The sequence below is a fragment of the Vibrio sp. EA2 genome (assembly GCF_033042495.1).
Classification (GTDB): domain Bacteria; phylum Pseudomonadota; class Gammaproteobacteria; order Enterobacterales; family Vibrionaceae; genus Vibrio.
Window position 1 is genome coordinate 389713 of the sequence record NZ_JAWLID010000002.1, and the last position, 25312, is coordinate 415024.

Here is a 25312-nt window from a genome sequence, read left to right on the forward strand (position 1 = left end):
CAAGTAATCCAGAGGGTTCATTAACATGAAATTCAGCGAATCATGGCTTCGTGAGTGGGTAAACCCTGCGGTTACTACTGACGAGCTAACTCACCAAATTACAATGGCCGGCCTTGAGGTAGACGACGTTCTTCCTGTTGCAGGTTCATTTACTGGCGTTAAAGTTGGTCACGTTGTTGAATGTGGCCAACACCCAGATGCAGACAAACTACGCGTAACTAAAATCGATGTTGGCGAAGAAGAGCTTTTAGACATCGTTTGTGGCGCGCCTAACTGTCGTCAAGGCCTAAAAGTTGCGGTTGCAACGGTAGGCGCAGTGCTTCCTGGTGATTTCAAAATCAAGAAGGCAAAATTACGTGGTCAGCCATCTCACGGCATGCTTTGTTCATTCACTGAACTAGGCATCGACGTTGAATCAGACGGCATCATGGAGCTAGCAGAAGACGCAGTGATCGGTACCGACTTCCGCGAATTCCTGGGTCTAAACGACGTAACAGTAGACGTAGACTTAACAGCAAACCGCGCGGACTGTTTCAGTATCCGCGGTATGGCTCGTGAAGTTGGCGTACTTAACCGTGCTGACGTTACTGAGCCAGCAGTAGAAGCGGTTGCTGCTGCAATCGAAGACACAGTTTCCATCAACGTTAAAGCGCCAGCAGCGTGTCCACGTTACATGGGTCGTATTGTTAAGAACGTAAACGTTCAAGCTGAAACACCACTTTGGATGCAAGAAAAACTGCGTCGTTGTGGTATCCGCTCTATCGACCCAGTGGTAGACATCACGAACTACGTACTGCTTGAGCAAGGCCAACCAATGCACGCGTTCGACCTGGCTAAGATCGAAGGCGGCATTGTTGTTCGTCTGGCTGAGCAAGGTGAGAAGCTAACACTTCTTGACGGTAACGAAGCAGAACTAAACGCAGACACTCTAGTTGTCGCGGACCACAACAAAGCACTAGCTATCGCTGGTATCTTTGGTGGTGAAGACTCTGGTGTAACATCAGAAACTAAAGACGTTCTACTTGAGTGTGCTTTCTTTGCACCTGACCACATCCGCGGTCGCGCTCGTAGCTACGGTCTACACACAGATTCTTCTATGCGCTTTGAGCGTGGTGTGGATTACGCACTGCAAGTAAGCTCAATGGAGCGTGCAACTCAGCTTCTTGTTGAGATTTGTGGCGGTGAAGTTGCGCCTGTTGTTTCAGTAGAATCTGAAGCTGACCTACCTAAGCCAAACAAAGTTGCGCTACGTCGCACTAAGCTGGACAACCTACTGGGTCACCACATTGCAGATAGCGATGTTGTAGAAATCCTGGAGCGTCTTGGTTTGACAGTAGAAGCTACAGAAGAAGGCTGGGTTGCAGTAGCACCAACATGGCGTTTCGATATCGCTATCGAGCAGGATCTGATTGAAGAAGTGGGTCGTATCTACGGCTACAACAACATTCCTAATCAGCATCCAGCAGCAGCGCTTAAGATGCACAACCACGTTGAAGCGGATCTTCCACTTAAACGCGTTCGTGACCTTCTTGTTGACCGTGGTTACCACGAAGCGATCACTTACAGCTTCGTTGAGCCTGAGCAACAAAGTCTGATTGTACCGGGTGTTGAGCCACTAGTGCTTCCAAACCCAATCTCAGCAGACATGTCAGCAATGCGTCTTGGTCTTATCCAAGGTCTGTTGAACACGGTTGTTCACAACCAGAAGCGTCAGCAGCCACGCGTTCGTCTATTCGAATATGGCCTGCGTTTCATCCCATGTGAATCTGCTGAAAACGGTATGCGCCAAGAGCCAATGCTAGCAGGTGTTATCGCTGGTACTCGTGGTGAAGAGCACTGGGATATCGAAACAAACACGGTTGACTTCTTCGATCTTAAAGGTGATCTGGAAGCGATCCTTGAGCTATCTGCGAACGAAAAAGCGTACTCTTTCGCAGCAGTGAAGCACCCAGCACTTCACCCAGGTCAGTCTGCGGCAATCATCGTAGATGGCAAAGAAGTCGGTGTAATCGGTACGGTTCACCCAGAGCTTGAGCGTAAGTTTGGTCTAAATGGCCGTACTATCGTATTTGAAATCGAATGGTCTGCAATCAACTCGAAAGTGATTCCAGAAGCGGTTCAGCTTTCTAAGTTCCCATCAAACCGTCGCGATATCGCGGTAGTGGTTGATGACGCCATTGCATCCGGTGACATTGTTAATGCTTGTCTAGAGCAGGGCGGCGAGTTCCTGAAAGATGCGAAGCTATTCGACGTGTACGTAGGTAAAGGCGTTGAAGAAGGCAAGAAGAGCCTTGCAATCGCGCTGACTCTACAATCTGTAGAGCGAACGTTAGAAGATGCAGACATCGCGGGTGCGGTAGATGCTATCGTTGCTCACGTATCTGAGAAGTTTGGTGCGACTCTGCGCGACTAAGCGTATCGTGATACTTCGCTAACAAGAAAGTCTAAAAACCCTACCAACTTGGCAGGGTTTTTTTATACTTGAAGTCAAAGAACTGACAATCATGGAACACGAACTAAAGGGAACGTTCCAATTTTTAAGCGAAATAGTCGGCGTTAATTGGGTTGGATGGAAGACTAAATCGCTTTAAAACTAGATCTACCTCAACTATGAGTGCTTGAAAGTTTGGACAAACTAGGAAACTAACCAGCGCTATGGTATTTTGCAATCGTTCCCAATTTTTAAATGTTTAGGTAAACTGATGTCCATAACACCAATTCTTTCTCTTTGTGGAGGTATTGAAAATATCTCTCGTACACTGCTTACAAAAAAAGATCTTATGATAGAAGTCCGGGATATTGATTTGGTCCAGGACTCTGCTCTGATCGAAAATCGGGAAGAGGTTCAGGGGGAGACTCAGTTAATATTCTCCCGTCCAACTGGATTAAGCACTGAAGCGTTACTCGAAGTGGGAGAGGCTATTTCTGCACAGCAATCTAAACATTTTTCTGCTTTACAAGAACCCGTTGAGTGCGAATATCGTCCGTCTTGGCATATCTCCCCACCTCAGGGTTTACTTAACGACCCAAATGGGTTTATTTATCATAATGGTGAGTACCACCTTTTTTATCAGTGGTACCCATACAGTTGTGAACACAAAGATAAACACTGGGTGCACTTAACCAGCCAGGATATGGTTAATTGGAAGTGGCACTCGGTTGCTTTGACGCCTTCTCTTTGGTGTGACAGCCACGGTGTATTCTCTGGGCATGCGCTGAGCCAGGGTGAAGAGTTGATGTTGTTTTACACGGGTAACACTCGTATAGGGCAAGAGCGAGACCGTCAAACGACTCAGTGTTTAGCGACTTCCCGTGATGGTGTGAACTTTACCAAATATGGTCCTGTCATTGATTCGTTACCGCCACATGTCACCCCTCATATTCGAGACCCTAAAGTTGTTCGTCATAATGGCACGTGGCTTATGTTGCTGGGCGCACAAACGGAAGAGTTAAAAGGACGACTGGCCATTTACCAGTCAGACGATTTATATCAATGGCACTTTAACGGACTGTATGGTGAAGAGTTAGGCGATTTTGGATACATGTGGGAATGTCCGGACCTGTTTACTCTGGATGAACAAATGTTTGTGGTGATTGGGCCGCAAGGCATACCATCTTTTTCCGCACACAACACCATTCCTCATCACAACGGCATTGTGAAAGCCAATTGGGTTGAAGGCAATGGGCTGAAAATGGGTGAGTTTCAACACTTAGACTTTGGCTTCGATTTTTACGCCCCCCAAAGTATGCAAACACCAGATGGTAGGCGAGTGATGTGCGGCTGGATGGGCCTGCCTGATGAAGTTGACCAGCCAAGCACGGGTAATGGCTGGGTGCACCAACTTACCGCAATGAGAGAGCTGACGTATCGGGATGGCACCCTATACCAATGGCCTATTGCTGAGATGGAATCTCTGATTGAGTCTTCTTCTGAGATCAACCTTGATGCAAATGGGCTGAATGTTGGTACTAAGTCCTTTGATTTAACGGTTACGTTAGAGTGGGGCGATGAACTTAATCTGTTTGAGAACTCGACGCAGAAGATCGTATTACGAGCAGAAGAAAGAAATCGCTGTTTAATCATGGACCGTTCTCAAACGTTGAATCGAGCACAAGATACTATTCGTGAGTTGCCACTAGATAGTGAACGCATTGAATTACGTATTCTCGCTGACACCTCTTCGTTAGAAGTATTTGTAAACGGTGGTTCTGCGGTGATGACATCACGAGTGTTCACCGATCAAAATGCAACCAGAATATCGCTCCAAGGCCAGGCAGCTGAGGCTACATTACACCGGCTCAGAGTAGCGAAAGCGCCATTTCAGCAACGATAAAACCCACTTAAAAAATATCCCCGCTATATGCGGGGATTTTGCATTCTGGATGGATATTAAATGTAATTGAGTAGGGCTTGCTGAGTCGGCAAGGCCGTCATTGCCCCTTTTTGAGTTGTGGCGAGCGCACCACACCCATTTGCCCAGTTTACTGCGGCGTGAATGGTTTCTTTATTTGCCCAGTCTGATTGTTGCGCCAGTTTCGCCAGTAAACCACCGACAAATGCGTCACCTGCGCCAGTTGTATCTACAGGTTTCACCGCTTGACCTGCAATCAATTCTTGCTCCCCTTCAAATACCGTTAGTGCGCCTTTTGCTCCTTGAGTGATCAAGACGAGCGTATTATTGAAATGCTTAATCGCGTCTAAGCCTTGTTCTAAAGAGTCCGTATCGGTTAAGAAAAGCAGCTCGTCGTCTGAAAACTTAACGACATCTGCCAGTTCTACTGCCTGGCGCACGACAGGTTTAAGTTGCTCTGGCTCTGCCCATACCTCTTCCCGAAGGTTAGGATCAAAGCTAACAAAGCCACCTGCTTGTTTAATGTCTCGCATTGCTTTTAGTGTACTGCTTCGGCTTGGCTCATTCGCTAGCGCTATCGAACATACATGCAGCCAGTCTCCCTTTAAAAAGGAAGGGATATCGGTAGGAAGCAAGAACTGATCGGCACTTGGTTTGACCATAAAGGTAAAGCTGCGTTCACCTGAGTCATCCAAGTCAACAATAACGGTCGATGTGCGTTGAGCCTCATCAAGCAGCATAAAATCTGTATTCACTGCTTCCTGATCCAGGGTTTCTTTCATAAAGCGACCCAACGGATCGAGCCCGACACGGCCAAAAAATGCGCTGTTGCCACCCAAACGAGCGATTGCTACTGCTACATTGGCAGGCGCGCCACCAGGACATTTCAAATACGTGGAATCGGAATCCGGAATCAAGTCAACGACCGCATCACCAGTCACCCAAATTGTGCTCATAACTTATACCTTAAAACTGCTTAGATTGACTGAGAGTATTTTTAGCTAAAACGATTTAGCTAATCAATAGAAATAACCTTATCAGAAGCAGAAATACCGCTGATTGTGATCTACGCCATAGGAAGGGATTACTCACTGACATCCATGAGGTCAAAAGGGATGGCTTTCAACGCTTTCATCGGTATGATGGCGTCCGATGTTGTAAACCTGTTCACGAGATAAATTAACCGAAGTAACGACTGGATATGTTTAGCGCTACGTACGTTATTGCTGGTGTTTTGGGTTAATCACAAGTCACTCATCACGGAAGGGTTAGGTGAAAAAGAAAAAACTGAAGTTGGCAGATATTGCTGAGCTTGCTGGCGTCTCTAAATCCACAGTTAGCTTTGTCCTCAATGGTCACGCAAAGAAACATCGTATTAATGAGGAAACGGTAAAACGCGTCCAGGCTGTGGTCGATGAGCACAATTATGCGCCAAGCTTATACGCTCGTGCGCTAAAGGCAAACCGTACCTATACGCTAGGACTGGTGATTCCTGATTTAGCCAACATGGGCTTTGCTACCACTGCAAAATTGTTGGAGAAGTTAGCACGTAGCCATGGTTACCAGCTTTTGATTGCCTCTTCAGAAGATGATCCAGAACAAGAACAAGCGGCAGTGAAGAGCCTGTTGGAGCGGCAAGTGGATGTACTCATGGTCGCGACGGCGATGACTGAAGACGCATTTTATCTGGAAGTCACCCAACAGACCCCAGTCATTCTGTTTGACCGTATTTTTGAGTCCACTTCGTTAACCACAATCAAAACGGACGCTTTTAGTGCAACGCAACAGGTTGTCGAAAAACTTTGCCAACAAGCTAGTGAGTGCGCGTATTTGGGTGGGCAATTAGAGCTTTCACCGAGTAAAGACCGGTACTCTGGTTATCAGGCTGCTTTGCTGGCAGCGGACGTAGAGCTAGATCAAAAGCTAGTGAAGCATAAGAATTATCAGCCAGAGTCTGGATATGTCATGATACAGGAAGTTCACCAAGAGATTAGCCGCCTGCCGACACGAATATTTGTTGCCTCTTATTCCATTCTGGAAGGTGTTTTACGTTATCTGACGGAACATAGGTTGCTGAATGAGAATATAAAAATAGCCACCTTTGATAACTCTGCTATTTTAGATTGCTTGCCGATAAAAATTGACTCAATAGAGCAGGACTGTGAACTTATCGCGCAAACCTTATTTGAGCAAGTCACAGCGCTGGTTGATTCACCAGATCGCGAAGCACAGCATCTGACGCTTCCCGCAAAATTACATTATCGTTAGGGTTACACTCCGGTATTAAGAGAGCGATAAAGTGTAAGTGAGCAGGATAGGTAGGGTTAATATGCTAAAAAAGTTGCCAAATAACACCATCGAAGCCACATTCATCGGCTCTATGTTCAGTCGCTCTGCAAATAAATAGTTCATCACTGCAGGCGGTAGCATGGTGAAAAGTACCATCATTTGTAACTGCATGGTTGGCAGAGGGATAAACCAGTAGATTAAAGCGAAAGCGACTGCACCTGTCGTAAGCGATTGTACCGTACATATTACGCCAACTTTGAGACCATCCAGACGTAAGTTACACATCTGTGCGCCCAGTGAAAGCAGCATAACTGGCACCGCAGCCTGACCTAATAGCGCTGTAGCCTCATATAGGGGGGCCCAAGCCCCGACCCCTGATAAGTTAAGGCCTAAAGCAAGTAAAGCTGATGAAAATACAGGCATTTTTATGATCTGTTTAAGCGGATTGCCATTACTTAATAGCATCATTCCCACACTTATATGTAGACAAGCCGATACCACAAACAGTAACACCGCCGAAGAAAGGGCAATATCACCAAATGTATAAGTAAACAGAGGTATGGCGAGATTACCGCTGTTACGAAACATGTGCGGCGGTGCCCATGCTTTAAAGGTCAGCCCACTTATTTTACAGATCGGTATCATCAGTATCCCTGGGACCAAGACCGCAATAACAGCGGCGAAAAGTAGGGGACCTTGAGCATCGTCCAGTGGCATGCTAACCAGAGAAGAGAACACTAGCGCTGGAGTAAAGACATCAATGTTGATTCGATTGATTGGGCGGAAATCTGGCTTAATATGTCGGCCGACTAAATAGCCGACGCCGACAAGAGCAAATACAGGAAAAAGAATATTGATGACTTGATTAATCATGACCGTACTTTAAATAATGGTAAGAATTGTGATGATTTCGTTATGAAGTGAATCTAGGTTCACACTATCAACCTTTGGTTCGTGAGTCATTGTAAAACGGTGAGAATCTTGGGTTGAATCAAGCTTTATGGAAGGAAAACAGTGGTCAGTGGTCTTACTACTTCATAGGGCATTTATGTACCTAGTTACTTACAAATAACTGAAATAACGACAAGTTTTATGTCAGATGTTTGTAAAATAGCCTATACCTGACAAATTTATAAAATGGTTTATTATATCGAATTTATAACTAAAACTAGTTTAATTGACTGTGTGAGTTTTGTATTTAAGAACTCTCTAAATAAAAAATGTCAAAATGTTGGTGTTTAACAATAAATTACATCCCTATAATCCATTTATTCGTAAAGAAAAAAGTTGGCGAAAATCATAAGCTTGTCATACACTTCCTGATGTAACCCCGATATGTTGTTGAATTGGTAGGGTAAAACTGCTCTGGCGCTACACGTAGGGTAGCATTGTTTAACATAGCTTTGAGGAAAGTTTTATGGCGCTCACAAAAGCCGAATTGGCAGAAAACCTGTTTGATAAATTGGGATTTAGTAAACGGGACGCCAAGGAAACGGTGGAAGTGTTCTTTGAAGAAATTCGCAAGGCACTAGAAAGTGGCGAACAGGTAAAACTGTCAGGTTTTGGAAATTTTGATCTTCGAGACAAAAATGAACGACCTGGTCGTAACCCGAAAACTGGTGAAGACATTCCAATTACTGCTCGACGTGTAGTGACTTTCCGTCCGGGTCAGAAGTTGAAAGCTCGCGTAGAAAATCTCAAAAAAGAACAGTAAACAAACCCAATAGATCACGCTTGCTCGTGATCTTTTGTTGTGCGTGCATTTTAGTGTAGACACGCAAAAGAAAACCACCGCATTGCGGTGGTTTATTATTTTCTAATTATGCTGCTTCTAAGTGTGTGGTCAAATACGGCTGCCATGCACGCTGGTACAAGTTCTTCGCTTGACTGCGCATATTTCTAATCGCCGCCATTTCAAATTCAGTCTGCGGGCGTTTTTCTGCCATTGCCTGACGTTCAAGTTTTTGGATTCTTTCATAAAGGTCATGCTCAGGGCCATTCTTTACATCTGCAATGGCTTTCAAGTGTAGCTGGACTTCTGCGACAAGGTTGGTTTTTGGTAAACGAACCAGTAAGTTCAAATCTCGGTAACCCGATGGACCCGGCTTTTTAAATCGGTTTTTCACTTTAACAATCGTCGTTTCGCGCTCTAGTGTTTCGTAGATTGAGACCAAACTTGCCACATCTTCCGCAACAATGGTCGCACGTGCCAGATCCGTGATGCGTTCAACCTGACCATCGAGTTCGTGAGCGATTTTCTCTTCTGCTCGTTGTTTGGATTTTACGCCAGCAAAGTAAGGCTGGGCGTCGTTAAGAAGGGCGGTACTTTTACAGATGGTCTCAAGTTCGAATTGAGCTTGGTGTGCTTTGGTGTAAAGGATATCAAAATCAGCGTATGGCTGAGTTGGGTTTGAGTCGATGGAGCGGATACCATATAAGCCGCTTAGGCTGTGTTTGAATAGTTTTGAGCAAACCTCGTTTTGACTTGCTGAACGATTCTGTTCACTACTGATTGGCGCAATAGGCATCGCGGCGAATGCTGGTGCCCGGCTTAGTACCAAAAGCATCAATGCTGTTGTACGTAAAAATAAGCTCATTCACTCTCCTTAACTTGCTTGCACTTAGAAAATGGGAACTAAAAAGTCGCTAAGATTTGCAAATTAGGTTGTTACTAATAAATGGGGATCTTTTGAAACATTCCAAGGTTAACTCTTATGTTTGTAGTGGAATTATGCGTTAGATCACGATTTATATTTTCATTATTCTGTTAATTAAACGTCAGTATCCTTCTTCAGAGAGTAAATGCATCGTAGCATTTGGGGATTAACGAAAGATGAACGGCATAGACAAATTCGAAAAAATCATTAGTCTTACTCCACAAAATGAAAATCAGCCGACAAGTAGAAAATAAAATGAGAGACCCAGAGTTTTGGCACAATAAGTGGGCCAGCAACAAAATCGGATTCCATCTGGAAGATGTCAATCCATTATTGACTCAGCATTGGCACCATACCAATCCTAAGCGTGAAGACACCGTATTGGTTCCACTTTGTGGTAAGTCGGAAGACCTTGCATGGTTGGCGACCAAACATGATGAAGTTATTGGTGTTGAATTAAGTCAAATTGCGGTACGTGCTTTCTTTGCTGAGCATTTTTATACCCCAATGGTCACGCCGATAAACGGAATGCATGAGCTGTATCAGTTTGATGAACTCTCTATTTACACAGGTGACTTTTTTACCGCACCGGTTTCTCAAGTCGATATCGTCTACGACCGAGCGGCTTTGGTTGCATTGCCACAAGAGATGCGAGAAGAGTACGCAGAGCGTTTAAAACAGCTTCTTAAGCCGGGTGGTCGTATTCTGCTTGTGACACTGGATTACTCTCAGCAAGAGAAGGCGGGTCCTCCATTTAGCGTACCGGTTAACGAGATTGAACAGTTGTTCGATGGTTACAAAGTGACTTGTCTCAACGTGGATGAAGCGGATGATGATCACCCAAAAATTGCGAAGCAGGGACTGAGCCGTTTCTCTGAAGAAGTGTACTTGATTGAAGCGCCTTAGATATTGATGTTAGGGCAATTGCGCAGCGCTGTTTTAGCTAATGCTAATCGCTTAACGGCCATAATCGGGTCATTCCAGCGAGCCATAGCGAGACTAGGAATCTATTATCAGCAAGCTAAAACAATATAGGAATAATTTTGGTGACAGAGTGCTCGGATAGAAGATTCTGAATCACGCTCCTTCGTCGCTGTCCAGAATGACGGATGATAATACCGTTCGCTGTTAAACGAACGGTATTAAGCTGATATAGCTGCGCTATTTGTTATGTCAGAACGTCAGAATGAACTTAGTAAATGATATTTACTTTCGATGCACTTTCTACCGCATCTTGAACGGATTCTTCTATACTGTTTCGGCGAGTCATAACCACGCCTAAACGACGACGACCGTCGATTTCTGGTTTGCCAAACAGACGAACTTGCGTTTGTGGCTGTGCCAGAGCTTCAGACAGGTTTTCAAAACGAATGTTTGTAGAAGTTCCCTGACCAAGAATAACGGCTGATGCAGAAGGACCGTATTGAACAATGTTGTTGATTGGCATGCCGGTAAACGCACGAACGTGAAGTGCAAACTCAGACATTTCCTGAGAGATCAGGGTAACCAATCCCGTGTCATGTGGGCGAGGAGAGACCTCGTTGAAGATCACAGTGTCGCCTTTCACAAACAACTCAACACCAAAAATACCGTAGCCGCCTAAAGCATTGACGACTTTTTCCGCTGCGTACTGTGCTGCTTTTACTGCGTTTTCTGACATTGCTTGAGGCTGCCAAGACTCGCGGTAGTCACCATCTTCCTGGCGGTGGCCAATTGGTGCACAGAAGTGTACGCCATCCACAGCGCGAACAGTAAGCAAAGTGATCTCGTAATCAAAATCAATAAAGCCTTCAACAATCACGCGACCAGCGCCTGTACGACCGCCTTCTTGCGCGTAGTTCCACGCTTTTTCAATGTCAGCTTCTGTTTTGATGACACTCTGGCCTTTACCAGATGAGCTCATCACTGGTTTAACCACACAAGGGATACCCGTAAACTCGACTGCGGCTTTAAAGTCATCGTAGTTGTCTGCGAATTGGTAAGGGGAAGTTGTCAGTTGAAGCTCTTCTGCGGCTAAACGACGAATACCTTCACGGTTCATTGTAAGCTTAGTTGCCTTAGCCGTTGGAACGACATTCAGACCTTTCGCTTCAAGCTCTACTAGCTTATCGGTCGCAATAGCTTCAATTTCAGGAACAACGTAAGCCGGTTGCTCTTTATTGATGATTTCTTCTAATGCTTGACCATCCAGCATATCAAGCACGTAGCTGCGGTGAGCGACTTGCATGGCTGGTGCATTCGCATAACGGTCACAAGCGATGACTTCCAGACCCAGACGTTGACATTCAATCGCGACTTCTTTACCAAGTTCGCCAGAGCCTAAAAGTAACACACGAGTAGCATTTGCGCTGGTTGCAGTACCGAACATATCGTTCCCTTACAAAATAAAGTGATGAGACAGAATTTGCAGGGGATCATACTGAATTTTTATCTTAAAGCAAACGTTTGCGTAGGGTTTTTTAGTAATAAAAAAGCTCTACATTTTGTAGAGCTTTCATCGACATCATTATGTGATTACACGTTAACGAAACTTAGTGGAATGTCGGGATTCAACGCTTCTAACGTTGACTGAGTATCAGCAAGATGACTGATTTTACCTTCTGAATTCTCCACTAACGCTGCCGCTTTGATGTTATCAAAGGTTCCACCTGCCAGTAACACCTGAATCAAAGCAACTTGAAGAGGAGGAAGGCTCGGGTTAAACGCCGCATTCTCAGCGTAAGCACCTTGGAAAACGCGTCCATCAGCAAGCTCTAACGCCAAACCGCTCAGATTATTGGTGTAAGGGGCATGGCTCATGTTCATTGCATCGACGGCTTTTTGAATCAGCACATCGTTATCTTCACATTCGAACTGATGCTTAACTTCAGCCATTAGGCCAGATTTGATACCCAAATCGGCGGGTCCAAATGCTTCGGGTAGATATTCATGTAGCGATTTTTCTTCACGCTCTGGCAATTGGACTTTTAGCTCTTTCGCTGTAGACAGCTCGTTCATAAACTGACGACAGTGACCACAAGGGCTAAAGTTAATCGTGATGTCTTTAACACCGCGTTCACCCTTCATCCAGGCGTGACTGATTGCAGATTGTTCTGCGTGAACAGTTTGACCAAGCTGAACACCAAGGAACTCCATGTTTGCGCCGAAGTAGAGACGGCCAGAAAGCCCGCGAACAATGGCACCAACATAAAACTCAGAAATAGGCGCGTAAGAATAAGCCGCGGCAAAAGGAAGCAGAGCAACACGCAGCGCTTTGTCAGATAGAGCGGTAGCAGACAGTAACTGCTCAAACTGCTGTGCTGAAAGAGTAGCATCAAAATCGTCGGCTAAGACGATAGGAGCAAGTTGGTTTGAAAGTGCTTCAGGTGCGCTTGCTAGCGCTTGTTCAATGCGACTTTTCATGTTGAATCCTTGTTATTGCATGGACAGTTATTCTATGTAAAGTGGGAAAATGTTCTGTGCTTTAGATCACGCAAAATAATGCAATTGTAATTAACGTTACATAGTTAGAGTGAAGTCACACATGTATTCGATTGCACAGGCGCTGAATGTTACGTCGATCTCTTAAATATATTAACTCATACACATATCACAAGTGATGAGGCATTGAGTGTCGCTCCCATTACATTTCTAAGAGGTCAGGTTGCGAACGGATTTCAATCTGTAGAGGTAGAATAGGAGAGAGAATCGGGGAAAGACCTGCCCAGATGATAGGCAGGCCAAAACCGTTGCTTATTGATACAGCCAGACAGTCAGAGCAAAAAAGCTCGGAGCCAGAACCGACGTAATAATGCCGCAAAGTACTAACGCCAAAGACGAGAACGCCGCGTCTGCTGGTTGTTTCTCGACACACGTCGCAGTCCCCAGTGCGTGGGACACCGTACCCATGGTTAAACCTCGGGCAATAGGATGCTTAATCCCAATCAGGTTGTAGATAGGGTAAGCCACAATCGCACCCAACAAGCCAACCAGAAGTACCAAAATCGCCGCAACAGCCGCTTCACCACCAAGGTGGCTGGAGATTTCCATCGCAATAGGGGTGGTCACTGATTTACCAACCAAGCTCGCGATCAAACTCAACTCGGTGTGAAAAGCGACGGCTATTAAAGTCGCGGTCGTCATCGACATCACACTGCCGAGAACACAAGCCAAGGTAATGATGCGCCAGTTTGCTCTGATTTGAGGAAGCTGCTCATATAGCGGGTAAGCTAGTGCCACAACGGCAGGTTGTAGCAGGAAACTAAACACTTCGTTGTCGGCATAGTAAGTGTCAAAAGGCACGTTCAGGTAGGTCAACAAGGGGATGATGACCGCAATAGAGATAAGCAGTGGGTTAACAATTGGGTGATTCGCTTTAATCGCGATCTTACGAGCAATAAGGAAAACAACAATAGTGAGTAAAATCCACATATTAGTGTTTCTCCTTTAGCAGGTAATCCAGCAGCCATGCGAGACTTACCAGCACAATCAATGTGCCGCCGACCGCACTTGCAAGAATGGGAAGTGCATTGGCAAAAAGCATGTCGAAATGATCCATCAGGCCAACACTAACTGGAACGAATAACAAGATCATGTAGCGAATAAACAGCGTTGCGCCAGTTTTTACCCACTCTACTTTGACAATCCCGGTTGCCATAGCGAGGAATAACAGGATCATACCGATAACACTCCCTGGAACAGAAGTGTCTGTAAACCTTTGAATAGTCACTCCGATCCCAAGTGCTCCCATAATGAGACAGAGGGAAACGAGCAATTGAGTCAGTTGTAATAATCGATCTTTTATCATTTGGGCAGCATATAAAAACGACAAGTGCACCTGACGGTGCCCTTGATTAAGTAACAAATTAAGAGGCTAGCGTCTCTACGTAACGATAAACGGATTTTAATAGTGCGATTTTCTTTTCGTCACTTTCATGTTCGTGAACTAAGTTTTCTAAATTCAGCATATACTCTTCGATTTGGTTTTCAAACACTTCGCGGCAGTGAAGTGCCCAACGTCTTTGTTCCTGTTCATCGAGCGTAGCTGGGAAATTACGCGCACGGTAACGGAACAACAGGGGTTTTATGCGTTTGTCATCGAACTCAATATCAAGCGCCGCCAGGTTGTTCGGGTCGGTCTCGCGAATAATATCCATCGCTGCGCGATCCGCCGGAGAGAAAAAGCCATCGTACAGTTGAGTATCCACATCATCACTTTTTTCAAATGTGCGCTCAACAGAAAACAGGCTGATCAGCTTTTCACGGATCTCTGGGTGCTGACGCAACAGAGCCAGATTGTTCAAGCATTGTTGACGCTCAATGCCGATAGACTCCGCGTTTTCAGCCGTCAGTGTTTTCGCTGGTGCCAGAATAGGGCACTTATTCAAGTGAACAAGTTTAACTGGTACAGGCAGTAAATCACCGAGGTCTTCTCGCTTGGTGTACAACCTTTCGTGCAGCTCTTCCGCAGACAGCTCTAGGATTGGTTGCGGATCTTTGGCTAAATCAATCGTGATAACCGCGTTGTTGTTCGTTGGATGCCAGGCAACAGGCACAATCCAGCTTGTGTACTGACACTCGCGTCCTAACATGCCAGAAACGTGCATCAAAGGCGTCATATTGACGATATCAACCAATTCATTCAGCTTACGCTTTTGACGCATTGAGAAGAAGTAATCAAACAATTTAGGCTGAGCGGCTTTAACTTTCTTCGCCATCTCGATCGTTGCGATAACGTCAGCCATGGCATCGTGTGCATTGCTGTGTTCAATACCGTTGGCAACAGACAGGTGCTCGAGTTTGAAGCTAGGAAAGCCTTCTTCATTTTCTGGCCACTCAACGCCTTCTGGTCGAAGGGCATGACAAGCGCGCAGCACATCAAGTAAATCCCAGCGCGAATTGCCGTTCTGCCAACTCCACGCATATGGGTCAATAAAGTTGCGGTAACAGGTGTAACGCGTCACTTCATCATCAAAACGAATACTGTTGTAACCCAAACTGGTGGTATTGGGTTTGGATAACTCGGCATGAATTTTGGCAATAAACTCAGGCTCAGGCAGACCTTCCTGCACCGCCTTTTGTGGGGTAATCCCAGTAATTAAAGCAGCTTCAGGAGAAGGAAGGTAATCAGCAGGTGGCTGGCAATACATAACTAAAGGCTCGCCGATGATATTGAAATTTTCATCTGTGCGAACACCAGCGAATTGACTCGGACGATCTTTTGCAGGGTTTGTTCCCCAAGTTTCGTAGTCAAAGAAGAAAAAAGTGGGCTGATTATCTTGGTGCATTCTGCTTACCGTTTACGGAACCGATAAGAGTATTAGACCATTCAATGCCTTAACTCGCAACGAAAGATGCAAGGTAAAGTTGTGAATATGAAAAAGCCGATAGGAGAGTGTCAGCTTGATTTTTAGTAACTGCTTTAGGAGCCATTTAGAGCCTGACGAAAAAATGCGTGGGCATGAGCTGCTTTCAAGTCGAGTGTTTATCCAGTGACTATAATTTCTAGATTTATAACTTTAATTTAAAGGTTTAGGTGACATGAATGACTGATGATAAAAAATCAGGGAAGGAAAAGTTAGCACAACGAAAGAGCTTTATTATCATCGGAATTGTTCACCTGTGTCTTAGCTTAATAATTGTCTACCCAGATGCAAAAAACGTTGAAGATGCGTTAGGCGGATTACTGATTCTCTCAGGGATAACCGTATTTTCCGCGTTGATGCATGCGCTAGCTCCTTCAGGCACCAGCCTGTCAATCATGTCTAGAGCCATTTTCCAGTCTTATACAACGTTGAGCTTAGTTCTCATTTTACCATTTTCTCTTATTGTGCTTTTCAATGGTCCACTAGGTTCCGGTTTTATTGTTTTCATCACTCTGATGCCAATAGCGTTAATTTCCCTACTCGTCGGCATTTTCGCAAAGAGTTAATAAGGACAAGTAGGTACAGTTTACTGGCGAAAACCCACGTTTTTAGATACCAATTTGTTCACAACTCGGCACTATGTCGCACGTTATCCTAAAAATGCACATGAACGAGCTGGTGGGGGGATGCTATCGCTGGATTTTGTGTTTACGGTGGTATGGTTGGGGTTCGTGGTAGCGTTGCTCACTACTTAACAAGGCGTATGTTATGTACTTGCCACTCAATAATTCATAAACTGGCTGAACTTAGCTAGATTTGAGGTCGTTATGGCATTTTCTGAATTCGAACAAAAACGCTACGAGAAAATTATTGGTTCATATATAGAAACCCGTCGTCCAGAGCCAAAAATAAGAACGAGGCTGGATATAAGCTATCGGGTTTCGGGTCAGAGCGTGGAAGTTTTTGAAGTGAGACCAAATTGGAAAGATTCATCGGTCATTAATGAGCATCCAATTGCAAAGGCCACTTATGTCAAAACCACAAATAACTGGAAAATCTATTGGATGAAATCTGATTTAAAGTGGCATGAGTATGAGCCTGATTTTGTCGTCAACACACTGGAACAGTTTATCAATGTCCTCGACACAGACGAGTTTGGTAGCTTTTGGGGTTAGTTTAGAACGTACATATCAAACGTTTAAGGCGGCTTCACAACGCTTGGTGATTTGCTAATTAGTTCTGGGAAGTTCCGGCTCTTGCGCTAAGCGATGATAGTGGCGTGTTTCTTATTAAATAAATCCGTTACCTGAACTCGCAACGTAAATTTTAAATACAAAAAAGCCGATGGTTGGTTACCCATCGGCTTATTTATTTTTACTGAACGGCTTTTAGCGCAGTTGGCCGATTAGGCTTTTGCCTCTTCTGGCTTTGCGTCAGCTTCAGTATGAGTAGATTTCAACAGGCGGCTAGTGATGGTACCTGCCGTCATTGAACCTGAAACGTTAAGTGCAGTACGCGCCATATCGATGAGTGGTTCGATAGAGATAAGCAGTGCAGCGATAGTTACTGGCAAGCCCATAGCAGGAAGCACGATTAGCGCAGCAAAGGTTGCGCCGCCGCCAACGCCCGCGATACCGAACGAGCTGATCGTGATAATCGCAATCAGTGACAGGATAAAGTTGAACTCTAGTGGGTTAATACCCATTGTTGGCGCAACCATTACCGCAAGCATTGCTGGGTAAATACCTGCACAACCATTTTGACCAATCGTTGCACCAAATGATGCTGAAAGGTTAGCAATCGCTGGTGGCACGTTTAACTTAGTGATTTGCGCTTCTACGTTCAGAGGAATCGTTGCCGCTGAGCTACGTGAAGTAAAGGCAAACGTCAGTACCGGCCAAATTTTCTTGAAGTATTCTGCTGGGCTAACGCCAACAAAAGAAACAAGGATACCGTGCACAACAAACATCAATGCAATCGCAACGTATGACGCAACGATGAAGCCAAGCAGATTCAGAATGTCCGCTGCACTTGATGTCGCAACCACTTTGGTCATCAATGCCGCGATGCCGTATGGGGTTAGCGCCATGATCATCTTAACTAAGCGCATTACGATAGACTGCGCCGCTTCAACGAAAGTGCGAATCGGTGATTCCAATTCTGCTTTTTCGGCCATTACTTTGCGTGCTGCAATACCCGTTAGAACACCGAAGATAACAACCGCGATAATAGACGTAGAACGTGCGCCTGTTAGGTCTGCAAATGGGTTAGTTGGAATAAAGCTAACCAGCATTTGTGGAATGGTCAGATCGCTTACCGAACCAGCACGGCTTTCCAATACCGCTATGCGAGCCGTCTCGCGAGCACCTTCTGTCAGGCCTTCTGCCGACAGGCCAAACGCTGATGTGACGAAAATACCAATTAATGCTGAGATCGCTGTGGTGATAAGCAGGACTGAAATTGTCAGACCAGAAATCTTACCCAGTGAGCCGCCTTTTTCCAGCTTCACAACTGCTGAGATCATCGATACCAACACAAGTGGCATGATCACCATTTTCAGCAGGCCAACATAGCCACTACCAACGATAGCAACCCAAGAAAGGGTTTCAGAAATGACGTTGCTGCCTTCACCATGGATCAGTTGAAGGGCAAGGCCAAAAAGTGAACCAGTGACAAGGCCAATTAAAACGAGACGAGAAAGGGTGTTTTGTTTCTGTTGCTGGTTAAAAAGAAAGAATAATATGCCCACAAAGACTGCTAGAGAGGCAATTACTGCAAAATTCATACTCTTACCTTAGTTCTCAGTTCAATATGCTGAGTGTTGTATACGAGGTGATAAAGGGGGCAGTAAGATAGCTTTCAATATATAACTTTTAAAATGATTAACGGGTATTAGATATATCCAAATAGAATATGCTGGAATGTTTTCTAATGAACAACAATCTGCTTGGTTCTCTTATATTGTTGGTGTATTTAGTCGTAATGTTTCAGCAAATCGAGCATTTCTCTGCGTTGCAAATAAGTTATTGAGTCTTCTTGATAGCTGAAAATCTGATAAATCATAGCCTTGGCGACCACTTCCGCATCGATTGGAATAAAGTTAGAGAGTTTCCCCAACATGAACGGACGAATCACTCTAAAAATCCATTGAACGATTTTCTCGTCTTTTCTTGGTTTTGTGCGCTGACCAACAAGCGGACCTGGACGGACGAAGACCACTTCTTCAAATCCCATTTCTTCGATGTTGGCTTCCATCTGACCTTTGCAAGCCAAGTAATGCGAAGGGGATTTACTGTTCGCGCCAAGGCTAGAAACCACAGCGATTCGTTTCACGCCGATCATTTTCATTTGCCTGGCAACGTTTGTCACCAGGTCTACATCAACCTTGCGCAAGTTCTCTTTGCTGCCAGCTTGCTTGAGCGTCGTTCCTAAACAGATAAAGCCGATTTCTGGCGTCAGGTGTTGCTCATCCCAATTTAGGATAGAAAGATCAGCATCTATCATCGGAACGATTTTTTGCTCAGGGTCTGAGATATCGGTAAGAGGGCGTCTGGAAAGTGAATATAATGTGTGGATACCCGGTTGGGACACCAATTGAGTAATCACTTTGCTGCCAACTAAGCCAGAGGCTCCAGCAATGATTACACAGGTATTATTACTCATGCCTCTTCTCCTCTATGGTAGCAGCGTGAGTTAATAGTAGCCGATTTCAATGACTTATACCTAGATTTTACGTGGCTTGAGTGTAACAACACACATCGTTTTTGAAATAAGTTGGTTGCTTGTAAACACGGCTTCACGGCTTTACCGAGCGAATCGACATTATTTGGCGAAAAGTTTTCGTATTTAGGAGAAAGTAGGTGAATTACCTTTAGAGAAAGGTACACTGTTTCTCTTTATCGTTTGAATTTGCGATATTATTTCGGCACACGCGAATCAAGGAAGAAAAATGAATGTAGACGTAAGCACACTTGCTCCGACGCAGGTGTATCACCTAATGACTCAGACGGTCATTCCTCGCCCGATTGCTTGGGTGTTAACGGACTCTGGTGAAGAGAATTTCAACCTGGCTCCATTTTCATATTTCACCGCCGTTTCCAGCCGTCCTCCCTTGCTAATGCTATCTGTTGGTAAAAAGCCAACTGGCGAGGTTAAGGATACGACTCGCAATGTATTAGAGACAGGAAAGCTGGTCATTCACATCGCTTCGAGCGCACTGGCGCAAAAGATTACGGATTCATCTGCTGGTTTAGATCACGGACAGTCAGAATTAGCGCTGACAAATCTGGAAACGGTTGAGTTCGGTGGCTTTGAACTTCCTAGATTAAAAGACGCACCCATTGCGTTCGGTTGTAAATTGCATGAAGTCATTGAGATGGGTGAAACCCCTCAGAGCTTAATTTTTGCCGAAATAGAACACATTTATGTCGATGAGAAAGTGATAACTACTCAAGGCGACAGATTAAAAGTGGATGCATTAGCCGTTGATCCACTTTCTCGTTTAGGCGGGAGTGAATACGCCACTTTAGAGAAAACTTTCTCAATTGCTCGTCCCCAATAAATAAAAGGAACCAAACTCATGGACCGCACTTTCGCCGCTGATATTCAAGCGCGTATTGATAACAAAACCAAACCAGTTGGATCGTTGGGGCTGCTTGAAAAAGTCGCTCTGGAACTGGCATTAATACAAAGCCAAGATCAAAGTGCAGCGGTAGAACAAATCACAATTCGTCAGCCAACCATGCTGGTATTCGCTGGTGACCATGGTGTAGCCGAAGAGGGCGTAAGCATTGCACCTAGCGCCGTCACACAGCAAATGGTCGCGAACTTTCTCGCTGGAGGCGCGGCAATCAACTGTTTTTGCGAGCTTAACCAAATTCAATTCAAAGTGATCGATTGTGGCATGTTGTCACCAATAGATACGCTGGTACCGGACTTTAAATCGCATCCGAACTTAATAGAGAAACGCTTGGGTAATGGCACTGCGAACTTTTCCAAACAAACCGCGATGTCTTTAGAACAAGTGGCGCTTGGTTTGGAATATGGCGCAAAAGTGGCAGAACAAGCCATTTTGTCGGGTTCCAACCTGCTTATGTTCGGAGAGATGGGAATAGGCAACACAAGTTCAGCATCGGCATTGTTAACCGCACTCAGCCCACTGGAAGTGGATCACTGTGTTGGATTGGGTACCGGCATCAATCAACAACAGTTGAACCACAAAATAAAAGCCGTTGCCCACGGTGTGGCGCGTTGCCATGACCTTAGTCCGAGAGAAGTGTTAGCCCAAGTGGGTGGGTTTGAAATTGTGCAAATGGTGGGGGCATTTTTAGAAGCAAAACGCCTGAAAACGCCAGTATTAGTCGATGGCTTTATTGTTTCAGTTGCGGCATACATAGCCACACTGCTTGATGAAGAGACGCGCGATTTCATGTTGTTTGCTCATTGCTCTGAGGAAGCCGGGCATAAGTTTGTTCTGGAGTATTTACAAGCAGAGCCTCTATTGGACCTTGGTTTGCGTTTAGGTGAAGGAACGGGGGCAGCGCTGGCTTTACCTTTAGTGAAAGCGGCAGCTCAGTTTTACAACAACATGGCGAGCTTTGAGAGCGCTGGAGTAACAGTTTAGTGTCAGAAGCACCTCATGAAGCAAAGACAGGTAACTGGCGTTATCAATGGGAGCTGTTCCTGTTAGCGGTGAGTTTCTTTAGCCGTTTACCTGTTCCTGCAAATTTGCCATACAGTGAAGCTCGCATGAACCAAGCCGGGCGCTACTTCGCGTTGGTTGGTGTTGTATTGGGTGTGCTGTGCGCAGCGAGTTTTTGGCTGTTGAGTTTGGTTTTTCCTGCTTCCGTCTCGATCGTTTTAACCATGGTATTTAGTCTGCTGCTGACAGGGGTATTTCATGAAGATGGTTTAACCGACATGGCGGATGGTATCGGCGGTGGAATGACCGTCGAGCGACGACTGTCTATCATGAAAGACAGCCGTATTGGTACTTATGGCGCTGCAACTTTGGTTATGGCACTGTTGGCGAAGTTTGTCTTTTGGGGCGAGCTGGCTCAGGAGCCACAATTTTTGCTAATGATTGTCGTTGCATACACCGCCAGCCGTGCTTTGGCGGCTACGCTTATCTACGACATGCCGTATGTCAGTGACAGCGACACTTCCAAAAGCAAGCCCCTTGCCAACAAACAGTCGTCATTAGAAGTGGCGATCCTACTGTTCACCGGTGGCCTTGTTACTTTGTTTCTTGGCGTTACTCCGGCCGCAGTTATTGTGCTGGTCTTAGCGGTATTTCGCTATGGTTTTAAACGATGGCTGACTAAAAGAATCGGCGGATTTACCGGCGATTGCTTAGGGGCTGCGCAACAGTTATCTGAGTTACTGGTTTATCTCACTCTTATTGCCTTTTATCACACATCATGAAGCAACTAATATTAGGTGGAGCACGCTCCGGAAAATCCAAGTTAGCAGAACAAACCGCGAGACAGGCTGCTGACGCTCAACACGCTTGCTTGCATTACGTCGCGACGGCCTTACCGTTTGATGATGAGATGCGTGATCGCATTCGTCACCATCAAAAGCAACGCGGAGAAGGGTGGCAGGAACACGAATGTCCGCTGCATCTTGCTGATTTGCTATTAAGCTTTAATCACGATGACGTCGTTTTGATTGATTGTCTGACACTGTGGCTGAACAACTGGATTTTCGAACTGGGTGACGGTTGCTCAAATGAAAAGTTAGAAGCAGAAGTTCATAAACTAGTAGAAGCGGTGTCTCACTCACAAGCGACGTTGATCTTTGTCTCTAATGAAGTCGGGATGGGCATCGTTCCACTTGGCGCGATTAGCCGCTATTTCGTCGATAATGCCGGACGAATGAACCAACAACTTGCGCAAGTGTGCCAGCGAGTTTCATTTGTTGCTGCTGGCTTACCACTGGTACTCAAAGCATAGGGCTCAATATAATGGAAACGCTTAATATCTATCTCATGCGTCACGGTAAAGTGGATGCCGCACCTGGGTTGCACGGTCAGTCGGATTTAAAGGTGAAAGAGTCCGATCAGCAAGCCATCGCTCAGGCTTGGAAACAGCAGGGGCGTGACGTCAGCGGTATTATTACTTCGCCGCTTTCGCGCTGTCGTGATGTGGCGCAAATCATTGCCGAGCAACAAATGCTGCCTCTGAGCGAAAGTCCTGAGCTTCAAGAAATGAATTTTGGTAACTATGATGGTGTACCGTTCGATATGTTGAGCGACAAATGGAAAAAGCTTGAATCTTTCTGGCAATCTCCGTCACAACACACCTTACCCAATGCTGAGAGCCTTAACGTATTTTCACAGCGTGTAATTAGTGCCTGGTCTCAAATTATCAATGATATCAATGACAACCTGCTGATTGTCACGCATGGTGGCGTTATTAGAATGATTCTCGCTCATATATTAGACGTTGACTGGCGCAACCCTCGTTGGTATTCGACGTTAGCGATCAGCAATGCGTCAATCACACATATAACAATCACTATTGATGACCAAATCTACGCCTCCGTTCGTTCGATAGGTGTACCTTTGATTGAGCATAGAGAGTAAAAGTCACGGAAGAGGCCAATTTTATTCCCTAAAACAATTCAAATAGGGAAGGTTTGGCCAGATTACATAAAAAGGAAAGATAAATGACCACTCCAAGTTGGGACTTATCCATCGCATATCAGGATCTCGCTGATGAGCGAATTCAAGATGACATTGCTTTGGTAGAGCAATGTATTGAACTTCTCAATAAGCAGTCATTGGATTGCCAGAATGTTGAAGTGATGCAAAACGCCATTTTAACCAACGAGGCAGCAAATCGCTTAGCACGTACGATTTTTAATTTCGCTAATTGCTATTCATCTGTTGATTCAAGCAACGCGGAAGCAAAAGCGTTGTTAGGGCGTATGACGCGTATTTTTTCTGAGTTATCGCAAGCATTCAGTGCTTTTGAGTTAACGCTAACACACGCGGATGATGATTTTATTGCGGGTGTTTTGAACCATAAAAATACCGATGTGAGTGGTCAGGCGTTCACCATCGAGAACTTGAGAAACCTGGCTGATACTCGTCTAAGTACAGAAGAAGAAAAACTGTTGGCGGCGATGAGTGTGGATGGCAAGTCTGCATGGGGTAAGCTGTACGACAACTTGACTGGTTCTCTGAAAGTGACCTTGAATTACGATGATGGAAGCAGTGAAGAGCTTGGCTTCTCTCAGGCAGCCAGCATTCTTTATGGATCTGAATTTAACCGACAAGAAGCGGCGTGGCGCGGTGTACAGACTGCGATGGCCACACATCAAGAGTCCTTTGCTGCCATTCTCAATGCGCTTGCTGGTTGGCGTCTGACTGAAAACAAAAAGCGCTCGACAAAGCGTGAAGTCCATTTCCTCGATCCAAGTTTGCATGGCAGCCGCATTCAAGCGGAAACACTGGATGCGATGATGGCTGTAGCAAAACAAAGCCGCGGTATCGGCCAAAAAGCGGGTTTACTGATGGCTCAGGTGCATGGTTTAGATGAGATGAAACCGTGGAATCACCTTGCTGCTATGCCAGCCCTTAGTGGTGACGCTAAAGTCTACGATTTTGACGAAGCGATAGATGTGATTTGTGAAGCATTTGAAACGGTTAACCCTGACATGTCAGAGTTTGTGCGAATGATGGTCAAGAATGGCTGGATAGACGCGAAGCCAAACGCAAATAAGCGCTTAGGCGCTTACTGCACTAAGTTACCCGCAACGCGCACTCCATTGGTGTTTATGACCTGGAGTGGCAGTCGCTCCGACTTGATGACGCTAGCACATGAATTAGGTCATGCATTCCATAACTGGGTTATCCGTGATTTACCGCTTTGTCAGACCTATTACCCAATGACGCTGGCGGAAACCGCTTCAATTTTTGCGGAAAACATCGTTCGTGATCATTTGATTTCAAAAGCTGAAAGTGTCGACGAAAAGCTGGAAATGCTATGGGAAGAGCTCTCTTCTGCACTTGCGCTGATGGTAAATATTCCTGTTCGTTACGAATTTGAAAAAGCATTCTATGAACGTCGCCAAAACGGTGAACTGACTGCGCAAGAGTTTTGTGAGTTGATGTCTGAAACCTGGAAAGATTGGTATGGTGATGTGATGAGCGAAGCCGATCCGTATTTCTGGGCGAGCAAATTACACTTCTCAATCTCAGGTGTGAGCTTTTACAACTACCCATACCTGTTTGGTTTCCTATTCAGCAAAGGTATTTATGCTCAGCGTGAATCAAAGGGCGAAAACTTTTACACCGATTACATTAACTTGCTTCGCGATACAGGCAATATGAACGCTGAAGAAGTCGTTGATAAGCACTTGTCGATGGATCTAACGAAACCTGATTTTTGGCAGCAGAGTGTTGCTTTGGTTCAGCAGAAGGTCGATGAGTTTGAGCATCTGCTTAATCAACGAGCCCAGACAGCATAGTATTGTGATGGTGCATGAGCTCGACGCGAAAAATATCGTGAAATCATAATGATCTTAATCAGGGCTGTGTTAAAGTTCACAGCCTTATACCCAAGTGACTTGAGATGCGATTTGCACTAGGTTACTTGGGTATAACAATTTGTAATTGATTAACAAATAAGCGGTTTGTTGCTTGGTTTGAGTGTATGGCTCGAAA

23 protein-coding genes are annotated in these 25312 nt (G+C 45.2%); 13 read left to right on the forward strand and 10 right to left on the reverse strand.

The genetic code is table 11. The annotated features are described in order from the left end of the window. Positions 1-25 precede the first annotated feature (25 nt). Together pheT and RXX31_RS06070 are read left to right on the forward strand one after the other, a co-directional pair. A complete protein-coding gene (gene pheT / locus RXX31_RS06065) occupies positions 26-2413 on the forward strand; it encodes a phenylalanine--tRNA ligase subunit beta (RefSeq protein ID WP_317588193.1) in 2388 nt (795 codons plus the stop codon). A gap of 289 nt (positions 2414-2702) precedes the next feature. Further along, a complete protein-coding gene (locus RXX31_RS06070; protein ID WP_317588194.1) occupies positions 2703-4334 on the forward strand; it encodes a glycoside hydrolase family 32 protein in 1632 nt (543 codons plus the stop codon). A gap of 56 nt (positions 4335-4390) precedes the next feature. Here RXX31_RS06070 and RXX31_RS06075 read toward each other — a convergent pair whose 3' ends face one another. Beyond that, positions 4391-5308, reverse strand: coding sequence for an aminoimidazole riboside kinase (locus RXX31_RS06075; protein ID WP_317588195.1), 918 nt, complete (start codon positions 5306-5308; stop codon positions 4391-4393). Positions 5309-5624: 316 nt separating this feature from the next. On the opposite strand from RXX31_RS06075, the gene RXX31_RS06080 reads away from it, so the two are divergent. Continuing rightward, a complete protein-coding gene (locus RXX31_RS06080; RefSeq protein ID WP_317588196.1) occupies positions 5625-6620 on the forward strand; it encodes a LacI family DNA-binding transcriptional regulator in 996 nt (331 codons plus the stop codon). A gap of 15 nt (positions 6621-6635) precedes the next feature. On the opposite strand, the gene RXX31_RS06085 is transcribed toward RXX31_RS06080, so the two are convergent. After that, on the reverse strand, positions 6636-7514 hold the full coding sequence (locus RXX31_RS06085; protein ID WP_317588197.1) for an AEC family transporter: 879 nt from the start codon (positions 7512-7514) through the stop codon (positions 6636-6638). Positions 7515-8058: 544 nt separating this feature from the next. On the opposite strand from RXX31_RS06085, the gene ihfA reads away from it, so the two are divergent. After that, positions 8059-8355: an integration host factor subunit alpha gene (gene ihfA, locus RXX31_RS06090; protein ID WP_005462650.1), complete on the forward strand. Its 297-nt coding sequence runs from the start codon at positions 8059-8061 to the stop codon at positions 8353-8355. Between the two features lie 106 nt (positions 8356-8461). On the opposite strand, the gene RXX31_RS06095 is transcribed toward ihfA, so the two are convergent. Continuing rightward, the gene (locus RXX31_RS06095) at positions 8462-9238 is read right to left on the reverse strand and encodes a phosphoribosylglycinamide formyltransferase (RefSeq protein WP_317588198.1); all 777 of its coding nucleotides are present in this window, start codon (positions 9236-9238) and stop codon (positions 8462-8464) included. A 315-nt stretch (positions 9239-9553) separates the two neighbouring features. Between RXX31_RS06095 and RXX31_RS06100 the strand changes: the two genes are divergently transcribed. Further along, a complete protein-coding gene (locus RXX31_RS06100) occupies positions 9554-10204 on the forward strand; it encodes a thiopurine S-methyltransferase (RefSeq protein WP_317588199.1) in 651 nt (216 codons plus the stop codon). 286 nt (positions 10205-10490) lie between these two features. Here the strand turns inward: RXX31_RS06100 and purT are convergent, their stop codons facing one another. The 5 genes from purT to sbcB form a co-directional block, all read right to left on the reverse strand. After that, positions 10491-11666: a formate-dependent phosphoribosylglycinamide formyltransferase gene (purT, locus tag RXX31_RS06105; protein ID WP_317588200.1), complete on the reverse strand. Its 1176-nt coding sequence runs from the start codon at positions 11664-11666 to the stop codon at positions 10491-10493. A 146-nt stretch (positions 11667-11812) separates the two neighbouring features. Then, positions 11813-12700 carry a cytidine deaminase gene (gene cdd / locus RXX31_RS06110; protein WP_317588201.1) on the reverse strand — a complete coding sequence of 296 codons (888 nt, stop codon included), beginning with the start codon at positions 12698-12700 and terminating at the stop codon, positions 11813-11815. A gap of 330 nt (positions 12701-13030) precedes the next feature. Next, positions 13031-13708 (reverse strand): LrgB family protein, encoded by a 678-nt coding sequence (locus tag RXX31_RS06115; RefSeq protein WP_317588202.1) that lies wholly within the window; start codon positions 13706-13708, stop codon positions 13031-13033. A gap of 1 nt (position 13709) precedes the next feature. Beyond that, positions 13710-14084 (reverse strand): CidA/LrgA family protein, encoded by a 375-nt coding sequence (locus RXX31_RS06120; protein ID WP_317588203.1) that lies wholly within the window; start codon positions 14082-14084, stop codon positions 13710-13712. Positions 14085-14142: 58 nt separating this feature from the next. Next, positions 14143-15564: an exodeoxyribonuclease I gene (gene sbcB / locus RXX31_RS06125; RefSeq protein WP_317588204.1), complete on the reverse strand. Its 1422-nt coding sequence runs from the start codon at positions 15562-15564 to the stop codon at positions 14143-14145. Positions 15565-15821: 257 nt separating this feature from the next. On the opposite strand from sbcB, the gene RXX31_RS06130 reads away from it, so the two are divergent. Together RXX31_RS06130 and RXX31_RS06135 are read left to right on the forward strand one after the other, a co-directional pair. Then, complete coding sequence (locus RXX31_RS06130) at positions 15822-16208, forward strand: hypothetical protein (RefSeq protein WP_317588205.1); 387 nt, start codon at positions 15822-15824, stop codon at positions 16206-16208. 261 nt (positions 16209-16469) lie between these two features. After that, complete coding sequence (locus RXX31_RS06135) at positions 16470-16817, forward strand: DUF3024 domain-containing protein (protein ID WP_317588206.1); 348 nt, start codon at positions 16470-16472, stop codon at positions 16815-16817. A 230-nt stretch (positions 16818-17047) separates the two neighbouring features. Here the strand turns inward: RXX31_RS06135 and RXX31_RS06140 are convergent, their stop codons facing one another. Together RXX31_RS06140 and RXX31_RS06145 are read right to left on the reverse strand one after the other, a co-directional pair. Next, positions 17048-18427: an L-cystine transporter gene (locus RXX31_RS06140; RefSeq protein ID WP_065302263.1), complete on the reverse strand. Its 1380-nt coding sequence runs from the start codon at positions 18425-18427 to the stop codon at positions 17048-17050. Positions 18428-18615: 188 nt separating this feature from the next. Beyond that, complete coding sequence (locus tag RXX31_RS06145; protein WP_317588207.1) at positions 18616-19305, reverse strand: NAD(P)H-binding protein; 690 nt, start codon at positions 19303-19305, stop codon at positions 18616-18618. A 286-nt stretch (positions 19306-19591) separates the two neighbouring features. On the opposite strand from RXX31_RS06145, the gene RXX31_RS06150 reads away from it, so the two are divergent. The 6 genes from RXX31_RS06150 to RXX31_RS06175 all read left to right on the forward strand — a co-directional run bounded on the left by RXX31_RS06150 (position 19592) and on the right by RXX31_RS06175 (position 25116). Beyond that, a complete protein-coding gene (locus tag RXX31_RS06150) occupies positions 19592-20203 on the forward strand; it encodes a flavin reductase family protein (protein WP_317588208.1) in 612 nt (203 codons plus the stop codon). An 18-nt stretch (positions 20204-20221) separates the two neighbouring features. Next, positions 20222-21265, forward strand: a complete 1044-nt coding sequence (gene cobT / locus RXX31_RS06155) for a nicotinate-nucleotide--dimethylbenzimidazole phosphoribosyltransferase (RefSeq protein WP_317588209.1) — start codon at positions 20222-20224, stop codon at positions 21263-21265. Continuing rightward, positions 21265-22065, forward strand: coding sequence for an adenosylcobinamide-GDP ribazoletransferase (locus tag RXX31_RS06160; protein ID WP_317588210.1), 801 nt, complete (start codon positions 21265-21267; stop codon positions 22063-22065). The genes cobT and RXX31_RS06160 overlap by 1 nt, the downstream gene beginning before the upstream one ends. Then, on the forward strand, positions 22062-22595 hold the full coding sequence (cobU, locus tag RXX31_RS06165) for a bifunctional adenosylcobinamide kinase/adenosylcobinamide-phosphate guanylyltransferase (protein WP_317588211.1): 534 nt from the start codon (positions 22062-22064) through the stop codon (positions 22593-22595). The genes RXX31_RS06160 and cobU overlap by 4 nt, the downstream gene beginning before the upstream one ends. Positions 22596-22606: 11 nt before the next feature. Then, positions 22607-23227 (forward strand): alpha-ribazole phosphatase, encoded by a 621-nt coding sequence (gene cobC, locus RXX31_RS06170; RefSeq protein WP_317588212.1) that lies wholly within the window; start codon positions 22607-22609, stop codon positions 23225-23227. A gap of 83 nt (positions 23228-23310) precedes the next feature. Then, positions 23311-25116 carry a M3 family oligoendopeptidase gene (locus RXX31_RS06175; protein ID WP_317588213.1) on the forward strand — a complete coding sequence of 602 codons (1806 nt, stop codon included), beginning with the start codon at positions 23311-23313 and terminating at the stop codon, positions 25114-25116. The last annotated feature ends 196 nt before the right edge of the window (positions 25117-25312 follow it).